Annotated in this window: 10 protein-coding genes and 1 rRNA gene; 1 reads left to right on the top strand and 10 read right to left on the bottom strand. The window is 42.0% G+C overall.

Annotated features, from left to right (window positions below):
• Position 1 precedes the first annotated feature (1 nt).
• The 9 genes from FLL45_RS17175 to FLL45_RS17215 form a co-directional block, all read right to left on the bottom strand.
• Positions 2–1246 carry an EAL domain-containing response regulator gene (locus tag FLL45_RS17175; RefSeq protein WP_185964520.1) on the bottom strand — a complete coding sequence of 415 codons (1245 nt, stop codon included), beginning with the start codon at positions 1244–1246 and terminating at the stop codon, positions 2–4.
• A 250-nt stretch (positions 1247–1496) separates the two neighbouring features.
• Positions 1497–5900 carry a transporter substrate-binding domain-containing protein gene (locus FLL45_RS17180; protein ID WP_185964521.1) on the bottom strand — a complete coding sequence of 1468 codons (4404 nt, stop codon included), beginning with the start codon at positions 5898–5900 and terminating at the stop codon, positions 1497–1499.
• Positions 5901–6252: 352 nt separating this feature from the next.
• The gene (locus FLL45_RS17185; RefSeq protein ID WP_142943313.1) at positions 6253–7455 is read right to left on the bottom strand and encodes an EAL domain-containing response regulator; all 1203 of its coding nucleotides are present in this window, start codon (positions 7453–7455) and stop codon (positions 6253–6255) included.
• A 120-nt stretch (positions 7456–7575) separates the two neighbouring features.
• On the bottom strand, positions 7576–9114 hold the full coding sequence (locus FLL45_RS17190) for an amino acid adenylation domain-containing protein (RefSeq protein ID WP_142943314.1): 1539 nt from the start codon (positions 9112–9114) through the stop codon (positions 7576–7578).
• A gap of 117 nt (positions 9115–9231) precedes the next feature.
• Complete coding sequence (locus FLL45_RS17195) at positions 9232–9897, bottom strand: class GN sortase (RefSeq protein WP_142943315.1); 666 nt, start codon at positions 9895–9897, stop codon at positions 9232–9234.
• Positions 9894–11924, bottom strand: a complete 2031-nt coding sequence (locus tag FLL45_RS17200; RefSeq protein ID WP_142943316.1) for a marine proteobacterial sortase target protein — start codon at positions 11922–11924, stop codon at positions 9894–9896. Before FLL45_RS17200 ends, FLL45_RS17195 begins: the two co-directional genes overlap by 4 nt.
• A gap of 164 nt (positions 11925–12088) precedes the next feature.
• Positions 12089–13087, bottom strand: coding sequence for a cytochrome d ubiquinol oxidase subunit II (locus FLL45_RS17205; protein WP_142943317.1), 999 nt, complete (start codon positions 13085–13087; stop codon positions 12089–12091).
• Between the two features lie 36 nt (positions 13088–13123).
• Entirely contained in the window at positions 13124–14479 is a 1356-nt protein-coding gene (locus FLL45_RS17210; protein ID WP_142943318.1) for a cytochrome ubiquinol oxidase subunit I, read from the bottom strand.
• A gap of 28 nt (positions 14480–14507) precedes the next feature.
• On the bottom strand, positions 14508–15056 hold the full coding sequence (locus tag FLL45_RS17215) for a GbsR/MarR family transcriptional regulator (RefSeq protein WP_142943319.1): 549 nt from the start codon (positions 15054–15056) through the stop codon (positions 14508–14510).
• A 315-nt stretch (positions 15057–15371) separates the two neighbouring features.
• On the opposite strand from FLL45_RS17215, the gene FLL45_RS17220 reads away from it, so the two are divergent.
• Positions 15372–16259: a diguanylate cyclase gene (locus FLL45_RS17220; protein WP_142943320.1), complete on the top strand. Its 888-nt coding sequence runs from the start codon at positions 15372–15374 to the stop codon at positions 16257–16259.
• A gap of 797 nt (positions 16260–17056) precedes the next feature.
• Here FLL45_RS17220 and rrf read toward each other — a convergent pair.
• A 5S ribosomal RNA gene (rrf, locus tag FLL45_RS17225) occupies positions 17057–17172 on the bottom strand.
• Positions 17173–17378 lie beyond the last annotated feature (206 nt).

The raw sequence follows: 17378 nt of genomic DNA on the forward strand, positions 1-17378 counted from the left end.
TTTAGGCTACTTTGCTATTTGTAACCAGCCAAGATTCAAACTGTTCTGGAGCCATGGGTTTGGCGCGGTAAAAGCCTTGGATTAAGTCACAACCGACATTAACCACAGATCGCCAATCTTCGGGCGTTTCCACCCCTTCTGCCACAGTGACCATTCGCAGTTTTTTGGCAAGGCTGGTACTAGACTCCAAAATAGCCGAGGCTGCCGGATCCTGGTGAACATCATGAACAAATGCGCGATCTATCTTTAACTCATTAAACGGTATCCGGTTTAAATGCTCCATACTCGAATAACCGGTGCCAAAGTCGTCAATCGATAAGGCAAAACCTTTTAATCTCAGGCGTGACAGCACATCAAGGCCCTTAACGAGATTTTCCATTAGGCGGCTTTCTGTTAGTTCTAAAATGATTTGATCACAGGAAACGTGATATTTTGACGCGATTTCTTCCAATTGATCGGGAAAAGTCAACTCTTTGAGGTTTTCGGTACTGATATTAACCGCTAACTTAAACTTATACCCCATGGCTAACCACCGACTGAAATGAGCGACTGACTGTTTAAATACCGATAGCGTCAACTCCTGAATGATTCCAGTATCTTCAGCAACCGGAATAAAAGCGATGGGAGGGATAAACAGCTGATTATTGTCTTGCCATCTGGCAAGAACTTCAGCGGAGGCAATCTTCTTATTACGGTCAAGTTTTGGCTGAAAATAGGGCGTAATCCTATCTTTTTGAACCGCTTCCTGCAGTACATCGCCCCTCACCGGTTTGACCAAAGGGCGAGTATAACGACTGTCAGCCGGATCATATTTACTCAAAAGTTCCCCCATCTGATCTGGAGTAACTGGTTTTGAAAGCGTTCCCAAAACATTGAGCTCATACGCTTGAGCAAGACATTCCGCTGTTTTTAGTACACGATAATCCTCACCACTAAAAAGCGCTAACGCACCTGCATAATTACGTGCGGCAAGTCCGCGAATGACTTCGACACCATCGATGCCGGGCATATTTAGATCAACAATGAGCAGATCAAACTTACTTCCCGAATCGATGGCTAGCAACAATTCCTCTCCACTCTCAATTAAGTGAGAGTTTTCTATCCCCAAAGTTTCTAAGATTAAACTTACTTGACTTAACATTAAGTCATCATCATCAACAATCGCGACGTCAAAATCACGACGATTATTGACTGAATTTCCGATACCTAAATTGCTGATGCCTGTTTTTCGTATACCTGACTTCATGGGATTGTGACCCTCCATGGGACTGATACCCTTAATTTTTTGTCTTCGCTTCGCCCACCATAACTATCACACACTCACTAAACTGATCTTTTAAAAGCGTTTGTACTGTCTAAAATAACGGGAAGCAAAAACAAAAAATATTAACTGTTTATCATTTTAACAATCGGTGACTTAATCCCAATAGAGAGAACAGCAAGCATTGCGTGCAAATAAAAATATACTCTCTGAAAATTTCGTTTATCTCATTGCTCTATAAAAAGTGTCGCTTTAAACCCTTCAGATCATAACGCTTCACCATACTTTCGAAGACTTTACCTTTATCCATATCCCATTCTTTGACAACAAATACCAATTGCCTTAGCTCTGCTATTTTGCCTATTTTAAGGGCATCAATAATCCGTCTTCTTATATCATCAGGTAATTCTTCAAACACGTTTGGGTTGCGGTCTAAATCATCTTCATTGTTTTCAATCGTACTTTCTTCGTAGACAAGCCTTAGCCCATTGTATTCAGATATCGTCATTAAAAGCTTGTCTAATTGAACGGGCTTTTTCAACACGGTATTAGCCCCCGCACTTTCAAGCGCATTAATTTCACTCTCCAATACATTTGCGGTTACACCAATGATCGTTAAATTCTCGTCTTCCGATTGTGCTTCTCTTATTTTTTTAATCGCGGACACACCGTCAAGCACAGGCATCACAGAATCCATTAGAATAACTGGAGGGCGATGTTTTAGATAAACTTCAATAGCGACTTTTCCATTTTCCGCTTGAAGTGTCGGAAAGTCATGACGTTTGAGTATTCGATTGAGTAACATTCGGTTTGTCGGTTGATCATCAACAATGAGTACAGTCGGAATTTTTTCGCCTAACGCCGCGCCTTTGACTTTTTTGGTTCTATCTTGTTTGACAAGCGCTTTTGCGCCAGAAGCATACAACCTAGTCACAAAATAAAAGTCGCTCCCCTTGCCTGGCTCACTATCGACTTGAATATCACCGTGCATCATTCTCGCGAGCTGTAAACTAATTGGTAGACCTAATCCAGTTCCACCAACCAGCTGACCGCCCTCGGCTTGTGAGAACGCATCGAAAATCGTTGACAGCTTATCCCGACTAATTCCGATACCGGTATCGGATATTTTAAATTGGATAACGTGGAGGTTTTCATTTTTTTCGACGACTGAGATTGATACCCCTACGGTTCCAGTGTCGGTAAACTTTATTGCATTACCGATCAAATTGATTAATATTTGTCTTAGCTTACCTTCATCACCTCTGACAAAAATCGGCACGTCATTATCAACATCAATTTCAAGACGAAGATCTTTATAACGCGCATTAACATCCATCATGGTGATAATGTCATCAATCAACTCCCTGAGGTTAAAGTCGATTGTGGTAACCTCCATTCGACCGGCTTCAATTTTAGACATATCAAGCATATCGTTGATCAAGCCAAGCAAATGCTCTCCACTACGATTAATGGTTTCTACAACATAGTGGTTTTCTTCGGATAAGTCCTTATCCTTGTTGAGTAATTGCGCATAACCTAAAATAGCATTCATTGGTGTTCTTATTTCGTGTGACATGTTAGCAAGAAAAGTACTTTTTGCTTTGGTCGCACTCTCTGCTCTATCTTTCGCTTCAGCAAGCTTTTCCTCTACTTTCTTTCGCTCAATAATTTCCAGAGCCAGCTTACGATTCCAGATCGATATAATGATGATGACCGAAGCCGCAATAAAAATGACAATACCGACAATTTTTGAAATATAGGCATAATCTAAGCCTTGATCATATTCAACCGGCAACCATTTATCATAAATTAAGCGATGCTCTTCTGTTGTCATAGATGCTAACGCTTTATTGATAATCGGTAACACCCGATCGTATTTAGTTGAAATCCCAATTCGGTGTTGATAGGTAAAATCTGTTTCGCCGACGATCTTTAGATTTTTTAGACCAAGCTCTTGAATATAATTAACGGCTGTCGCTAGGTGGCCAACAAATGCATAGGTCTCACTGTTAACGACCTTTAACAACCCTTCTTTGACATCTTCGACTTCAACTAACTCGATGTCAGGATAGTTCGCTCGCAAGTAATCAAAGCTTGCATAGTTTTTACCGACGGCAACTTTTCTCCCATTAAGTTGCCGAGTATCTCTAATAAAACTGACTTCATCGCCGGTTACGATTACCATTGGAAATGAGATATATGAATCAGAAAAGAGTGTTTCTCTACCAACATTGAGCGCAGATTCTACGGCAGGTAATAAATCAAGTTTTTCGGTTCGATAACCTTCAATAACATCAGACCATGAGTTTTTGGGAACATACTGAAATTCAATGCCGGTTTTCTCGGAAACAACCGACAAATAGTCCGCAATTAAACCAGAAAAACTACCATCTTCAGCAATCACAGCCATCGGTTTCCAGTTACCACCACTGAACTTTAACGGAGGCAACTCACCAAGCAATAGTTTTTCATCGACAGATAATGCGATCTCTTCGCTTGACATGGTAACGGGGCTACGAGAAATATTGATCCACTTGTTATCCAATTCATTGAGCGATTGTTGTCGTAGCGTTGCTTTCGCTTTATCAAGAATACTCACCAACTCGGGCCAGCTCGACTTAACTGCGAGCCGATGCTCCATATTCGCACCGGCTATTTGACTAATCTCATCAACCGCAACGAGGTTAGTGAGAAAGTTGTTTCTGATAATATAATTAGCAACAGGTAACGTAATGATAGTCACGTCGGCATCACCAAACGATACGGCTTTCATCGAGTCGAGATTATCAGAAAACTCAATGTACTTAGACTCGGGAAATCGTTGTTGTAATGCACTTTTTAAATCTTCGCTTATATTACCAATGGCAATCGTTTTTCCCGACAAGCGCTCAAAATCAATCTTTCCTTGATTTTCAGTCCGAGCAATTAAGGCGATCGGTGTGTATTTGTATGGTTCGCTAAAATGAATGCCCATGCCTGCTTCTTGACTACTCGTCGAAATACTGACTAAAACATCCAACTCTTGCGCCCGCAATTTTTGCAATAAATTTGGCCAAGTATCCTGTTCGAATTCAATGTTTAAGTTTAATTTTTCTGCTAACAACTTGATGTAATCAACCGAGTAACCTTGAGGTTGACCATTGACGTTAAAATCAAATGGCGGATAGTCCAGTGAGTTTCCAACTTTAATGACCGAGTGACTTCGTAACCAGTCGAGTTCAGCTTGAGAGAGGTTTAGAGCATCAAAATCGATAATTCTGCCATGCCATCGGTTCAAAATACTTTGCAACTCAGTTTGTCGAATATCTTCCAGAGCGACTTGAATGATTTGCGCAAGAATAGTTTGATTCTTGGGCAACCAAAACGAACCATTAATTGCTGTTGGCCACGTATAAATTTTATCGATATTGGTAACCTGACTCTCCTTCAAATAAAAATCTGCAATCTGGTCAACTTGAATGAAGTAATTCGACTGGCTCGCAAGCAAAGAGCCGATGGCACGATCAGCTTTGTTAATAACAACACGCTTGTTACGACTAAGTAGTTCTTCAGCAAAACTCAATTCAAAGCTCGGACTAGTTGCAATCACTTGGTTATTAATATCTTTGAGACTTAGCTTACCTTTCTGTTCAGTCGGCCCAAACAAAGACACATAGCCTTTTACGAGCGATTCGGATGGAAAATACTCTACTTGCGATTCATCAATTCCTGTCTGGGGCAATATACCCAAAAGCCCCAAACTTTTCTGTCTCAGTTGCTTAGTGACACTTGCCTCATCACCTGCATTTATTTCAAATTTCAACCCAGTTCTTTTCTCAATTCCTTTTAAGATATCCGCGGTAATACCGACAAACTGGTTTTGGCGAGTCAAATAATTATAAGGTGGAGAAAATGCTGTTGTATAAAAAGGGATAACAGGATTGTCAGCAACCCATGTCTTTTGCTCTTGATTAAGAAGGCTACTCGCTGAGCTTTGACGGACATCAACATTCCACTTTTCGATGATGGCCTGCCTCTCAGCAAAAGTAACTGAAGATACCGCCTTATTTAAAATTGAAAGTAATATTTTATCTTGTTGACGAACGGCGGGGCCCATAGTTGCTTTCAGTTCGTCTGAATAATAAACGGGCTCAAGTTCTTGAATAAAGTGCTTGGCAAGATAATAACCATCGATATTTGCCCCCAGCATTACGTCAGCCTCACCTTCTAACAGTGCTTGTAAAGCAGAAAGTGAGTTAGGCCGAGCGACGATAGAGGGGTGTTTTGATTGACTCAGAAAGTTACTCAATAATATTAAATTTTGATTGTAAGCAACGCTTCGAGTGGCTATATCTTCGAGCGATTTAATATCAAATGTTCGATCTTTTCTGGCGAATACGGTGGCAAGTGCATGAAAAATTGGCTCACCGACTAATAAATTTTGCTGAGCCCCAACTCTTTTATCCATTAAAGCGATAAGATGAAATTCTTTTTGGGCGAGTTTGTCATAAACGTCTCGCCAGTCGATATCAACATATTCGAATTTAACGGAAAGCTTCTCGCCAAGCAGTCGATAGTAATCAGGTAGGACCCCGACAATTTCACTGCCATTGTCTATCGTCAGTGGCTCATACTGACTAGAGTGAGCTACTCGAATCACTGGATTCTCCGCGAGCCAAGCTTTTTCCTCCCTAGTGAGTTCGACTTGAGCCGCAACAGAATATGAACTTATGACTGAGGATAGGGCCAACAAGACCCAGAAAAAGCCGCTTAATCCAATCCTCCGAGGGCTGGTAATATGACAAAGCGACAAACCAAACAACCTTGTTTTGGCTAAATAAAAATCCACTTAAACAATGTCCCGAATGTTATTTTAATTATATCAATGACTTAGCATTAAATATTAGTATTTGTTAAGTATACATGAGGAAAACCAAAAAAGAGGGATATTTTTGGTGATTGCTAAAGCTTGTATGCATTTAAAATCAAGCCGTGAACGGACAAACTGCGTCTTAGTTATCTTTGAAATGGTTGCGAGCCCACCGCTCGAAGTCCTCGGCAGGCATCGGTCTGGCAATAAAGTATCCTTGAATGATGTCACACCCTAACCGATTAACCATTTCGCTCTCAAACTCGTCCTCTACCCCTTCGGCAACGACCGTCATATCGAGTTTTTTGGCGAGCTCAACACTTGCTTCTAGAATCGCCAGTGCAGCAGGGTCGACTCGGGCGCCCTGCACAAACGCACGATCAATCTTGAGTTCTGTGAAAGGTACTTGATTTAACTGTGCCATTGAGGAGTAGCCGGTTCCAAAATCATCGATCGACAAGCCAAACCCTTTTAGCCTCAACCGAGTGAGCACGTCCAAACAAGTGGTTAAATTCTCCATCAAGCGGCTTTCTGTCACTTCAAGTTCGATTTGGCGTGGCTGGACTCCGTATTGGCTCGCGATATTTGACAATTTTTCAGGGAAGTCAACCCGGTCAAGATTATCGGCGCTAATATTAAACCCTAAACTAAAGGCCAGGCCGCTTTGCAGCCATTGACCAAAGGCGGTCATCGCTTGTTCAAACAAGGCGGTAGTTAGTCGATCAATAATCCCAGACTCTTCAGCAACCGGAATAAAAGCGCTCGGCGTAATAATTTCTCCATTGGGTACAATCCAGCGGGCTAACACTTCCGCCGAAACCAGTTTGTGATCAGTGGCTCTAACTTTGGGCTGGTAATAGGGCTGAATCTGATTGGCCTCAATAGCAGCGAGCACTTGCTCTCGTGTAAATTTCTCTACCGGCTTGCTCGCCTGTTTCGGTAAATGGTTGTTAAAACGCGAAAACAAATCGATCACTGAGTTAACCGTCACAGGTTTGCTCAATGTCCCTAGAATATTTAAATCGTGGGCTCCAGCAAGGCTTTCAGCGGTTTTAAGAATGCGAAAGTCTTCAGCACTAAACAGCGCTACCGAACCAGCGTATTCATACTCAGCAAGTTTTCTCATGACTTCAATGCCATCCATTTCAGGCATATTCAAATCGAGAAAAACGACATCAAAGCGGCCACCATTCTTAACCGCAGCCAAAGCGTCGGCGCCATTTGACATTAGCGCAACTTCATCAATACCTAACTTATCTAAAGTGAGCGAAACTTGATCCAGCATCAATTCGTCGTCATCGACGACTAGAATTTTAAGCGATTGAATTTGGTTCGCTTCTGACAAAGTCTGCCCCCTAGTGATTAGTCCATTAGCTAGATTATAGACAGTTTTGCTTGCTTCGTTTCAATTTACCCACTGGAAAATTGACTAATGAGATTTTCTGTCAACTGTCTAAAGTTTTGTTCAACTATTGCCAAACACTAGAGATTTTATGGCTTTACGATTGTATTTACCATTTGGGGTTCTAGGATATTCTTGTGAAGAAAACACAATACGAGAGGGAACCATGTAACTCGGAAGTTTTTCCTGTAAAGCTTGGGTAAGCATTTGACTATCCATATCATTATCAGCGCTCACCAACGCACCTATTTCTCGCTGAGATTCATCTTCAGAATCGTTAAAAACCACAACACCTTCAACCACACCATCAACACTGTTTAAGGACGCCTCAATCTCTCCAAGCTCTATACGATATCCAAGAAACTTGATCTGATCATCGGCCCGCCCTAAGAAGAGATAGTCACCATTTTCATCTATCTTAACCAGATCGCCTGTACAATAAAGAGGATCGTGATACAGGCTGTGGTTAGGGTTTTGAATAAAAGCGGCTTCGGTTTTTTGGGTATCACCGAGATATCCATATGCGACTGAAGTTCCGCGCACCAGTAGCTCACCTGGTACACCCGGCGCTTGAGTTAATTTCCCCTCTTCAGTCCTCACAAATAACTCCATGTTTTTGCGAGCTTTACCAATGGGAATGCTCAAGCACTCTGCTTCTGGACGAGACTTCATCATGTGATAACTACAATCAACGGTGATTTCAGTTGGCCCGTACATGTTGGTGAATTGAATATGCGGATACATTTCCATCCAGGCATCAAGAATATCTCGCGGTAACACCTCGCCAGCACAAATTAAATGCTTGATATGCTGCATACTGTCGGGCTTTAATCGGCGCGATTTGAGTAACATCGTCAAAACCGATGGTACACAAAAAAATACACTAATTTCGCGTTGCTTCAGCCAGGACACCAATCGCGGAATTACCGCATTCAGTTCATCATGAACCAGGTGCAGAGAAGCTCCGCTTTTAAAAGCCGTGTAAAGATCAAAGGTCGAGTTATCAAAATACAATGGTGCATGATTAGCGACTACATCGTTTGCAGTAATTTCGTAGGTTTCGACACACCAGTCAATATAATCAATAATTGCCTTATGGGGGATCATTACCCCTTTGGGGATTCCTGTTGATCCTGAAGTAAATAACACATAAGCAATATCAATCGATAGGTTGCTGTAATCGATTGGGGAAGTATCAGTCGGCGAGAACGCATCAATATTTACAATGGTTACTTGTGATGTATCGTCGATCAGCGCTTTCAACTTCGCTTCACTGTCGTTGTTCGCAATAATCACTTTCGCTTGAGTACTTTTTAGAATTGACCCGAGTCTTTGTGCAGGCGAATTAACATCTACCGGAACATAGGCACTATCGGCTTTCAGGATAGATAAAATCGACAATCCAGAAGCAACACTCTTTTTCATAAAAAATGGGACGAATGATCCTCGGGTGACGCCAAGACTTTGCAAGTGGCGCGCAAAACTATTTGAAAACTCATCAGCCTCACGAAAAGTCACCGCTTGCGACTCACAACTAATGGCTAGTTTTTGTGGATATTTTTGAGCAGATTCAGAAAAATATTGTTGTACCAGCGTAATCATTATTATTCCCTGTAAAGTTTACCTTGCGGCGGTACTGTTATTAAATTGAAGCTTCGTCCGACTCCAATAATAAATAATAATCAACAATTTGCACAGTGCAATTTACAGGTTTAAAGGTTAATTATTCGCAACCATTATTCCGCTCATCAACATTCGGAAGGGAGTTTGCTGCGATGTTTGTTCAAAAGGGTAGCAGGTAACTAATGTCACTCGAGACTCGTTGATATTAATAATTGGAGACTCTTGACGGCTATCAATGATTTCGACATGGTCAATCTCAAATCGATAAGTGCTACCGTCTTTATATTCAACTTCAATCGAATCTTTGTAGGTCATCGCTTCCATAAAGGAAAAGTGAGTGTCTTTGTGGGCGGCGATAAGACTATTGCCAAGATCGCCCGGGTATACCGTGGTCGTTACCAACCCAGGCGCAAATGCCAAACTCTCTCCGCTAGCATCTGCTAAAACGACATAGCTGCGGCTAAGTTGACTTTCCTTATCGCTTAAAGCAGTTTCTCTCTCCGTCACCGACGACGACTTTCGCAGACGTAGCTTAAAAACTGGCCAGGTATCAGCCCAAGGCCACGGTTTTATATTCTGTTGCGGATAGGCGACCGATTTTCGCCAAGCTGTCTCTAATAAATGTTGCGATAATGAGGCCTTCAATGACATATAGGCAGGCTCGACAAAGCCAACCCCGCCGACTATCAACAGCAATAGCGCAAGTGACTTTAAGAGCCCTATACCATACCGCGTAATCCCATGTAAAAAACCGTTTATCACTTTTTTAAGCCTTTCACTACCAGTAAACAAAACAGTGACAACACGATTAAAATAACTGACATCCAAGGAGGTATTGTAAATTGTAAAGCCGTGCTCGGATAAGAAATCGGCGCCACGCTACCTTTAGGACGAGTTTGCTGAATACGCCTGCTATAAAGAGCTTCCGCTATCCTCGTAGGCGTTTTATCGACGGCGACCAAACTAGTAAACCGACTGACAAGCTGATGCTCCAACGCAACCTGTGTTACGGCTTGCTGCGCTTTTTCCGTTAAGCGACCGTGTCGCGCTTTATTCATAATCGTCGCTATTTTTTCGCGCGCCCAAAGTTTGCCGACGCCATGCTGATTTTTACCTTTGTCGAGCGATACTTTAGTCTGCCAAATACTATCTGCTAACTCTCCCGAAATCGATATTTCACCATTCAAAACATCTGTTTTTGCTTTCAGCCAAAGTGGCTCGCCGGCGTAAAGATCTGGGATTCTATCAGGCCACATCTCTACCGTTGATCCCTTTGGCCACTCGAGCTTGATGTTAGACAGTACCGGTGCTGAAATCTTGTAAAACAGTTCAGTCAGCATTGCTTCTGCTTCTTCTACACTATGAATAAACGTATAACTTCCTCGGCCAAATCTAGCTGCGCGTTTCATAAAAAATTCGTTAGGTGCCGAACCAATACCAACCGTAAACAAACGAGAATCACTCAACTCGTCTTCAATCAATTGAAACAATTGAGACTCGTTAGATATCGCGCCATCGGTAAGAAAAATAACTTGCCGCAGATCCGTGGGGGCATGATGTCCAGTAAGAGCGGCGTTCATCGCCGCATACATTTCAGTACCACCATTGGCATTTAAACCAGTAACGAAACGATTTGCTTTACCTTGACTACGCGAATCTATTGCAACGGATGACTGAAATAAGCGGCTAAAAGAACTATTAAACTCGATTACATTAAAGTAATCACCGGATGACAAAGAGCCGATTCCTTGTAGCAATGCACTTTTTGCTTGTTTAATTGACTCGCCAGCCATCGAGCCCGAGGTGTCAATCACAAAGATAACCTCTCTCGTTAATTGCTGAATCGCTTTCTGACCGATCGGCGGCATAATCATCAAGCTTACGAAACTATCGTTATTCATGGTTTCGGTAAACATAGCCGCTTTAGGCGATGCGCCATCAATTGGTTTCCAATTTAAAATAAAGTCTCTATCCGTTTTAATGTTGTAACCAGATAACTTAATTTTGTGTAAAGATTCGGACTGTTGTTGATGAATTATCTTGTGGGTATTACTCTTGATTGCCGCTAATGGCAACCCTGAGTCAAGCGCTACGTTAATATTCACTCGATGTGTAGATTTCTCGGCAGAAACCTGTGGTAAATCGACAACATTAAAAAAGCTAGGCGCGAATGCGAATCCCTGCGAAAGATCCTGATAATTTTCTTCGATGATATTTGAGGGCGTATACCTTGGTGTCATCGTCATTGGAAACCGAATAGACATGCCATTAACTGCCGAATAAGTAAGATCCTGTTGATAATGAATTTGAACTTCAATCTTTTCAAAGGGAGCAATATTCGCAACCGAGTTACTGAATACATTCGGTCGCTGCTGTTCAACTAAGGATGCCTTTTTCCCAGAAATCTTAGCACGCTCATAAATTTTCTTGGCTTGCTGCTTTTCTTTAATTTCACCAACGATGACACGCTCTCCAATTTTCATTGTTAGAGTATCGACAGCTGATTTTTCTGGGAGCGGAAATAAATATTTACCCTCCACCCAGTTTGCGCTCTCATTTTCAAAAGTTTGTGTGACAATGACTCGTGCCATCATTCCGACGATATTGATATTCACATCAGTCGATAACAACGGAGCTTGAATAACTTCCGATTCATGTATTAATTCTAGTGTCCCACTAGAAAGCTCATCTGCTGAAGAAGAAGGATTGAATGCTAAGGTAAATTGAGAGAATGTAACGAGTAGGAAGAACCAAAGAGTCGTTATAGTAAAGTGAGCTTTTTTTTGCATGATTATCGCCGTTATTAGAGTGTGATAACGACTATTTAATCGACAAATTCTGGTTATGGGCTGCGCCAATTCCTACTATTCATGATGAATTATGGCGAAAAAGTGTCGCCGTTGATTTATCAAACCGGTTGGTGCAGCGCGCATAGCTTATTGTTATCGCTCGTTCAATAATATTCAAGTGGTGTGACTTTTCCATTAAATATTCGGTAGGCAAAAAAGGTATAAGCGAGGATAATTGGAAGCACAATTACTACACCATAAAAAACAAACTCAAGTGAAACCGTGGCACTTGACGCCTCCACAGCAAGTAATTGATTGGGTATAACATAAGGGTAAAAACTATAAGCAAGCCCCATCATGCACAAAGCAAATAGGGCTGAAACACAGGTATAAGGCAACCAGCTTACAAAATCATTTTCTAAAGGCACCTGTTTAAAGTAGCGATCTACAATGACCAAGAGCAGTCCAGTCGATAGCGGAATCAACATGAGTAGTATTGCCTCTGGCATCGAAAGCCATCGTTCTAACACCGAAGGGTTAATCAATGGGTTGGCAATGCAAATGCTGATAATTCCTATTGCCGTTATCCAACCTGCGACTCTACCTTTTTTAGCGGCAAACTTTTGTAGTTCTCCTTCCGTTTTAACAACTAACCAAGCACAACCTATGTAGGTGTATGCGGCGGTGACGCAGATTGCACTCAACACGGCAAAAATCAGCGAAAAGAATGAATACTCGAACCCCATCACATAGAGACCAAGCATAAAGCCTTGAGATGCAGAGGCCATTAGTGAACCGATTTTGAATAGTTTGTCCCAAAGCTTTTTCGACTGAGTTATCGCTTTTGCCCGGAAATCAAAGGCCACTCCTCTCAGAATAAGACCAATTAGTAGCGCTAGTGTTGGCAAATAAAGCTCTCTTAAAATAATACTGTGTGCATGCGGAAAAGCAATCAGTAAGATGCCCACAGCGAGTACTAACCATGTTTCATTCGCATCCCAAAAAGGACCAATCGAAGCGATCATCTGATTGCGAAAATTCTCGTTATCGCTTGGTAATAAGACACCGACGCCTAAATCAAACCCATCAAGAATCGCATACAGGTAAATAGCAATCGCCATCAGTAATAAAAATACATAAGGAAGCGTTTCGGCAAAATTCATGTTAATACTCCATAAAATTCTATTTGGTGATGAACGTTAATGCGCGGCGCTGAGGCGTTGACGATTGGAAAATGATAGGGGTTCAAACTCTTGGACTTGAACTGATTTTCTCGCCATAAAAAATAGAGTGTGAATATACGCATAGAGCAAGCCAAGATAAACCAAGAGATATACAGTCAATGAAAAGGCAACATTACCGGGTGGAATGGAGGTAACCACCTCGCTGACTTTTAAGACGCCATTGACCATAAATGGCTGGCGACCGATCTCTGTTACATACCAGCCCGCTAACGTTGCGATCCAGCCTGAAAATGTCATCCACAACAATACTGTTAAGAGCGGGCGAGATAGCGATTTATTTGATCGCATTTGCCACACACACACCCAGCTAACAATCAACATTAATACGCCAATACCAACCATGACTCTAAATCCATAAAAAACCGGTTTAACTGGCGGGTGCTCCCCTTCAAATTCGTTCAAGCCTTTTATTTCTCCTTCCCAATCATGAGTCAAAATAAGGCTCGCAACTTTCGGTAAACCGACTTCAAAATCGTTGGCTCTTTTGGTTTCATCCGGTACGGCGAAAAGTAATAAAGGTGCTCCTTTCTCAGTCTCCCAAATGCCTTCCATCGCGGCAACCTTTTGCGGTTGATGAGCTAATGTATTCAGTCCATGAAGATCACCAATCAAAATTTGTAGCGGCATCAAAACCGCCGCCGTAATCACAGCAGTTTTTAAGGCCACCTTTGGTGCGAGCTTTTCATCCTCTCGTAATAACCGATAGGCTGATAGTCCGGCGATTAAAAACGCAGCGGTTAAACCTGAAGCAATTAAAGTGTGAGCTAAACGATAAGGAAAAGAAGGATTAAAAATAATATCAAACCAACTCACAGGAAATGCAACACCATCAATCATTTCAAAACCTTGCGGGGTTTGCATCCATGAGTTAAGCGCTAATATCCAAAATGCAGACATCGAGGTCCCTAAAGCAACTAAAAAAGTTGATAAGGTGTGTAACCAGTTAGGCAGCCGACTCACACCGAAAAGCATAGCACCAAGAAAAGTTGCTTCCATAAAAAATGCAGTTAACACTTCATAACCCAATAAAGGTCCGGCGATGTTGCCAACTTTCTCCATAAAACCCGGCCAGTTAGTTCCAAATTGAAACGACATGGTGATCCCGCTCACCACGCCCAAAGCAAAGGACAATGCGAAAACTTTTACCCAAAAACGATAAATACGCATCCATACTGGATGGCCCGAAATGTTATGTCTTAACTTGAAATAAAAAAGAAACCATGCCAAAGCAATCGTGATAGATGGAAATAAAATATGAAAACTAATATTGGTCGCAAACTGAATGCGAGAGAGCATGAGAACATCTAACATAACTTCCTCCTGGAAGCTGAAACAGAGGTTACTGACTGACGTCTTTTTTGCTAATTCGATGCTTGAGATCTAGTACCTTTCCAACCCCAGAACCCAATTTTAGTAGGGTCATGAGGCTTTCTGGTTTCATCCGATGTATATCGTCGAACCATGAGTTAAACAGTTCGAGTAGGTTATGGATTTCTTCGACTTTCACTGAGACAAAATTGTCATTCGAAGACTCGTTCATCAGTTGGCCTCTAAGGATCGATAAAGTTGGTTCCACTTCTCGTTTTCGTCTCTCAGACAAAACTTGCAATGCGAGTTCCCAAATATCCCCGGCAGGCTTAAAATAGTCTTTTCTGTCACCGGATTTGTGATGGACTCGAATCAATTGCCAAGACTGAAGCTCCTTTAACCCCATACTGACGTTACCACGGGAAATACCTAAGAGATTCGCTATTTGATCGGCATTAAGATGCGCTTCTGAAAAAACTATAACCGCAAACATTTGTCCTACTGTTCGATTAAATCCCCAGCGACTCCCCATTTCTCCAAAATGGACCACTAACGATTCTAGCTCTGCAGGTAAGTTCATCTGACCGCCTTTTCGTGTTTTCAGAAATTTCTGAAAATTATAAATCCAATCTTATAAATAGCAATCCTTACCGCGCGCTTTAACCGTCTTATAGTTAAAAACTTAGTCATAGAGTCAAATTTGATTGAGTTTACCTATAGAAAGTCAGCTTCATACGAGTCTCTAGCTTGCGTCCTCTTCAGGCCTTCTTATGGTTTACATAAGAAATCTCCTACCAAGATGTTAATTCTCAACTAAACTTAGATTATCCGCACTAATGGAACTGAGCCATGATAATGGTTTAGGCCTTTCAAGGAGCCTTTGAGAATAAACAGCATGAACCCGACAAATGATAAACCAGTTGTACTTCTAGTCGATGATGTCGCCGCTAACATCCAATTGGTAGCGAACTTTCTCAATGACCAGTATCGAATTAAAGTCGCAACCGAGGGGAAAAAGAGCTTACAACTAGCGGTTACTGAACCTATTCCTGATTTGATCTTGTTGGATATCGAAATGCCTGTTATGGATGGATATGAGGTTTGTCGCGCGTTGAAGCAAGACGCTGAAACAGCGGATATACCAATAATTTTTGTGACAGCAAAAGATGATGATGCTGAAGAAGAACTCGGCTTGGAATTGGGTGCCGTTGACTACATAACTAAACCACTACGTCCAGCCATCGTCCGCGCTAGAGTCAATGCTCACATCACCCTCAAACAACAAAGGGATCAATTACAAAAGATGGCGTTAATTGATCAATTAACGCATCTTTACAATCGTCACTATTTAATAGAAACAGCGCCGCTTAAGATTGCTAATGCCATACGTCATGAGTCACCCCTCTGTATGGTTATGATAGATATCGACTTTTTCAAATCGGTTAATGATCTGTACGGCCATGATAAAGGGGACAAAGTTTTACAAGCTGTAGCAGGCGTTATTAAAGCTAATACCCGTCAAGGAGACATTGCAGCGAGACTTGGAGGAGAAGAATTCTTGCTACTCCTAGACCATTGCGACATTGAAGCAGCGATAAGTAAAATTGAATTTATTCGAAACGCTATCGAAGAGCTAAAGCCAGAAGGTATTAATGTAACAGCAAGCTTTGGAGTTACCAAGTTAATGGATCACGATGATGATTTTGATTCTTTCTATAAACGAGCGGATAAGGCCGTTTATTTAGCAAAAGATAATGGACGCAATCGAATAGAAATTTCTTAGATACGCGCTTTCGAAAGCCCGTTTGTGATCTTTTTTCAATGCGACTCAATCAGAAATCTACTCAGCTCTAATCTTAAAAGTTAATGGTTAATCCTCAATACCTAAACCTTCCAGGCATAAAAAAAGCCCAACCTTTCGGCAGGGCGTTCTCTTTAATTAAATCGGTCCGACGTTTCGGCCTGGCGTTTATGTCCATGGATGGACGGTATGCAATCTGTGCAGGAGCAACAGATTGTGAACTACTTTATTCCGGGCTTCCTGCCCTCCACCCTTCGGGCCAGCGTCGTTCCTCCGCTGTTTAAATCTGCTCCCGGCAGATTTATCACATGGAGTCATTCGGAAAAACAGGCAAAGCTAAATAATTAATCCAAAAAAAAACCCGCCTCGAAGAGCGGGTTTCTTTTTGAATTAAATCGGTCCGACGTTTCGGCCTGGCGTTTATGTCCATGGATGGACGGTATGCAATCTGTGAAGGAGCAACAGATTGTGACCTACTTTATTCCGGGCTTCCTGCCCTCCACCCTTCGGGCCAGCGTCGTTCCTCCGCTGTTTAAATCTGCTCCCGGCAGATTTATCACATGGAGTCATTCGGAAAAACAGGCAAAGCTAAATAATTAATCCAAAAAAAAAGCGCCTTGAAGAGCGGGTTTCTTTTTGAATTAAATCGGTCCGACGTTTCGGCCTGACGTTCTTTCACATGGGCGGTGCGACGCCTCGCAAGTCCCACACAATAAAAAAACGGGGCTTCCTAAACGAAAAAGCCCAACCTTTCGGCTGGGCTTTTTCTTAAATTAAATGCCTGGCGTTGACCTACTTTCACATGGGGAAGCCCCACACTATCATCGGCGCTGAACGTTTTCACTTCTGAGTTCGAGATGGAGTCAGGTGGTTCCCGTTCGCTAATATCACCAGGCAAAACCTGTAAGGCAGGTTGCCTAATTCTTTACGTTCACAATCAAGATTAACGAGTCAAGCTTGCAAAGATAATCTTATCTTCTTATCAATTCTAGTCGCTTCACATAACCACTCTAACAGCTATAAAACCGCTTGGGTGTTATATGGTCAAGCCACACGGATCATTAGTACCAGTTAGCTCAATGCCTCACAGCACTTACACAC

Origin of the sequence: Aliikangiella marina (assembly GCF_007004765.1) — a bacterium.
Classification (GTDB): domain Bacteria; phylum Pseudomonadota; class Gammaproteobacteria; order Enterobacterales; family Kangiellaceae; genus Aliikangiella; species Aliikangiella marina.

Bases quoted from the DNA above. Each gene is read 5' to 3' on its own strand.
- FLL45_RS17205 (WP_142943317.1), bottom strand. From the start codon at position 13,087: ATGAATTTTGCCGAAACGCTTCCTTATGTATTTTTATTACTGATGGCG.
- FLL45_RS17215 (WP_142943319.1), bottom strand. From the start codon at position 15,056: ATGAACTTACCTGCAGAGCTAGAATCGTTAGTGGTCCATTTTGGAGAA.
- FLL45_RS17190 (WP_142943314.1), bottom strand. From the start codon at position 9,114: ATGATTACGCTGGTACAACAATATTTTTCTGAATCTGCTCAAAAATAT.
- FLL45_RS17220 (WP_142943320.1), top strand. From the start codon at position 15,372: ATGAACCCGACAAATGATAAACCAGTTGTACTTCTAGTCGATGATGTC.
- FLL45_RS17200 (WP_142943316.1), bottom strand. From the start codon at position 11,924: ATGCAAAAAAAAGCTCACTTTACTATAACGACTCTTTGGTTCTTCCTA.
- FLL45_RS17175 (WP_185964520.1), bottom strand. From the start codon at position 1,246: ATGAAGTCAGGTATACGAAAAACAGGCATCAGCAATTTAGGTATCGGA.
- FLL45_RS17210 (WP_142943318.1), bottom strand. From the start codon at position 14,479: ATGTTAGATGTTCTCATGCTCTCTCGCATTCAGTTTGCGACCAATATT.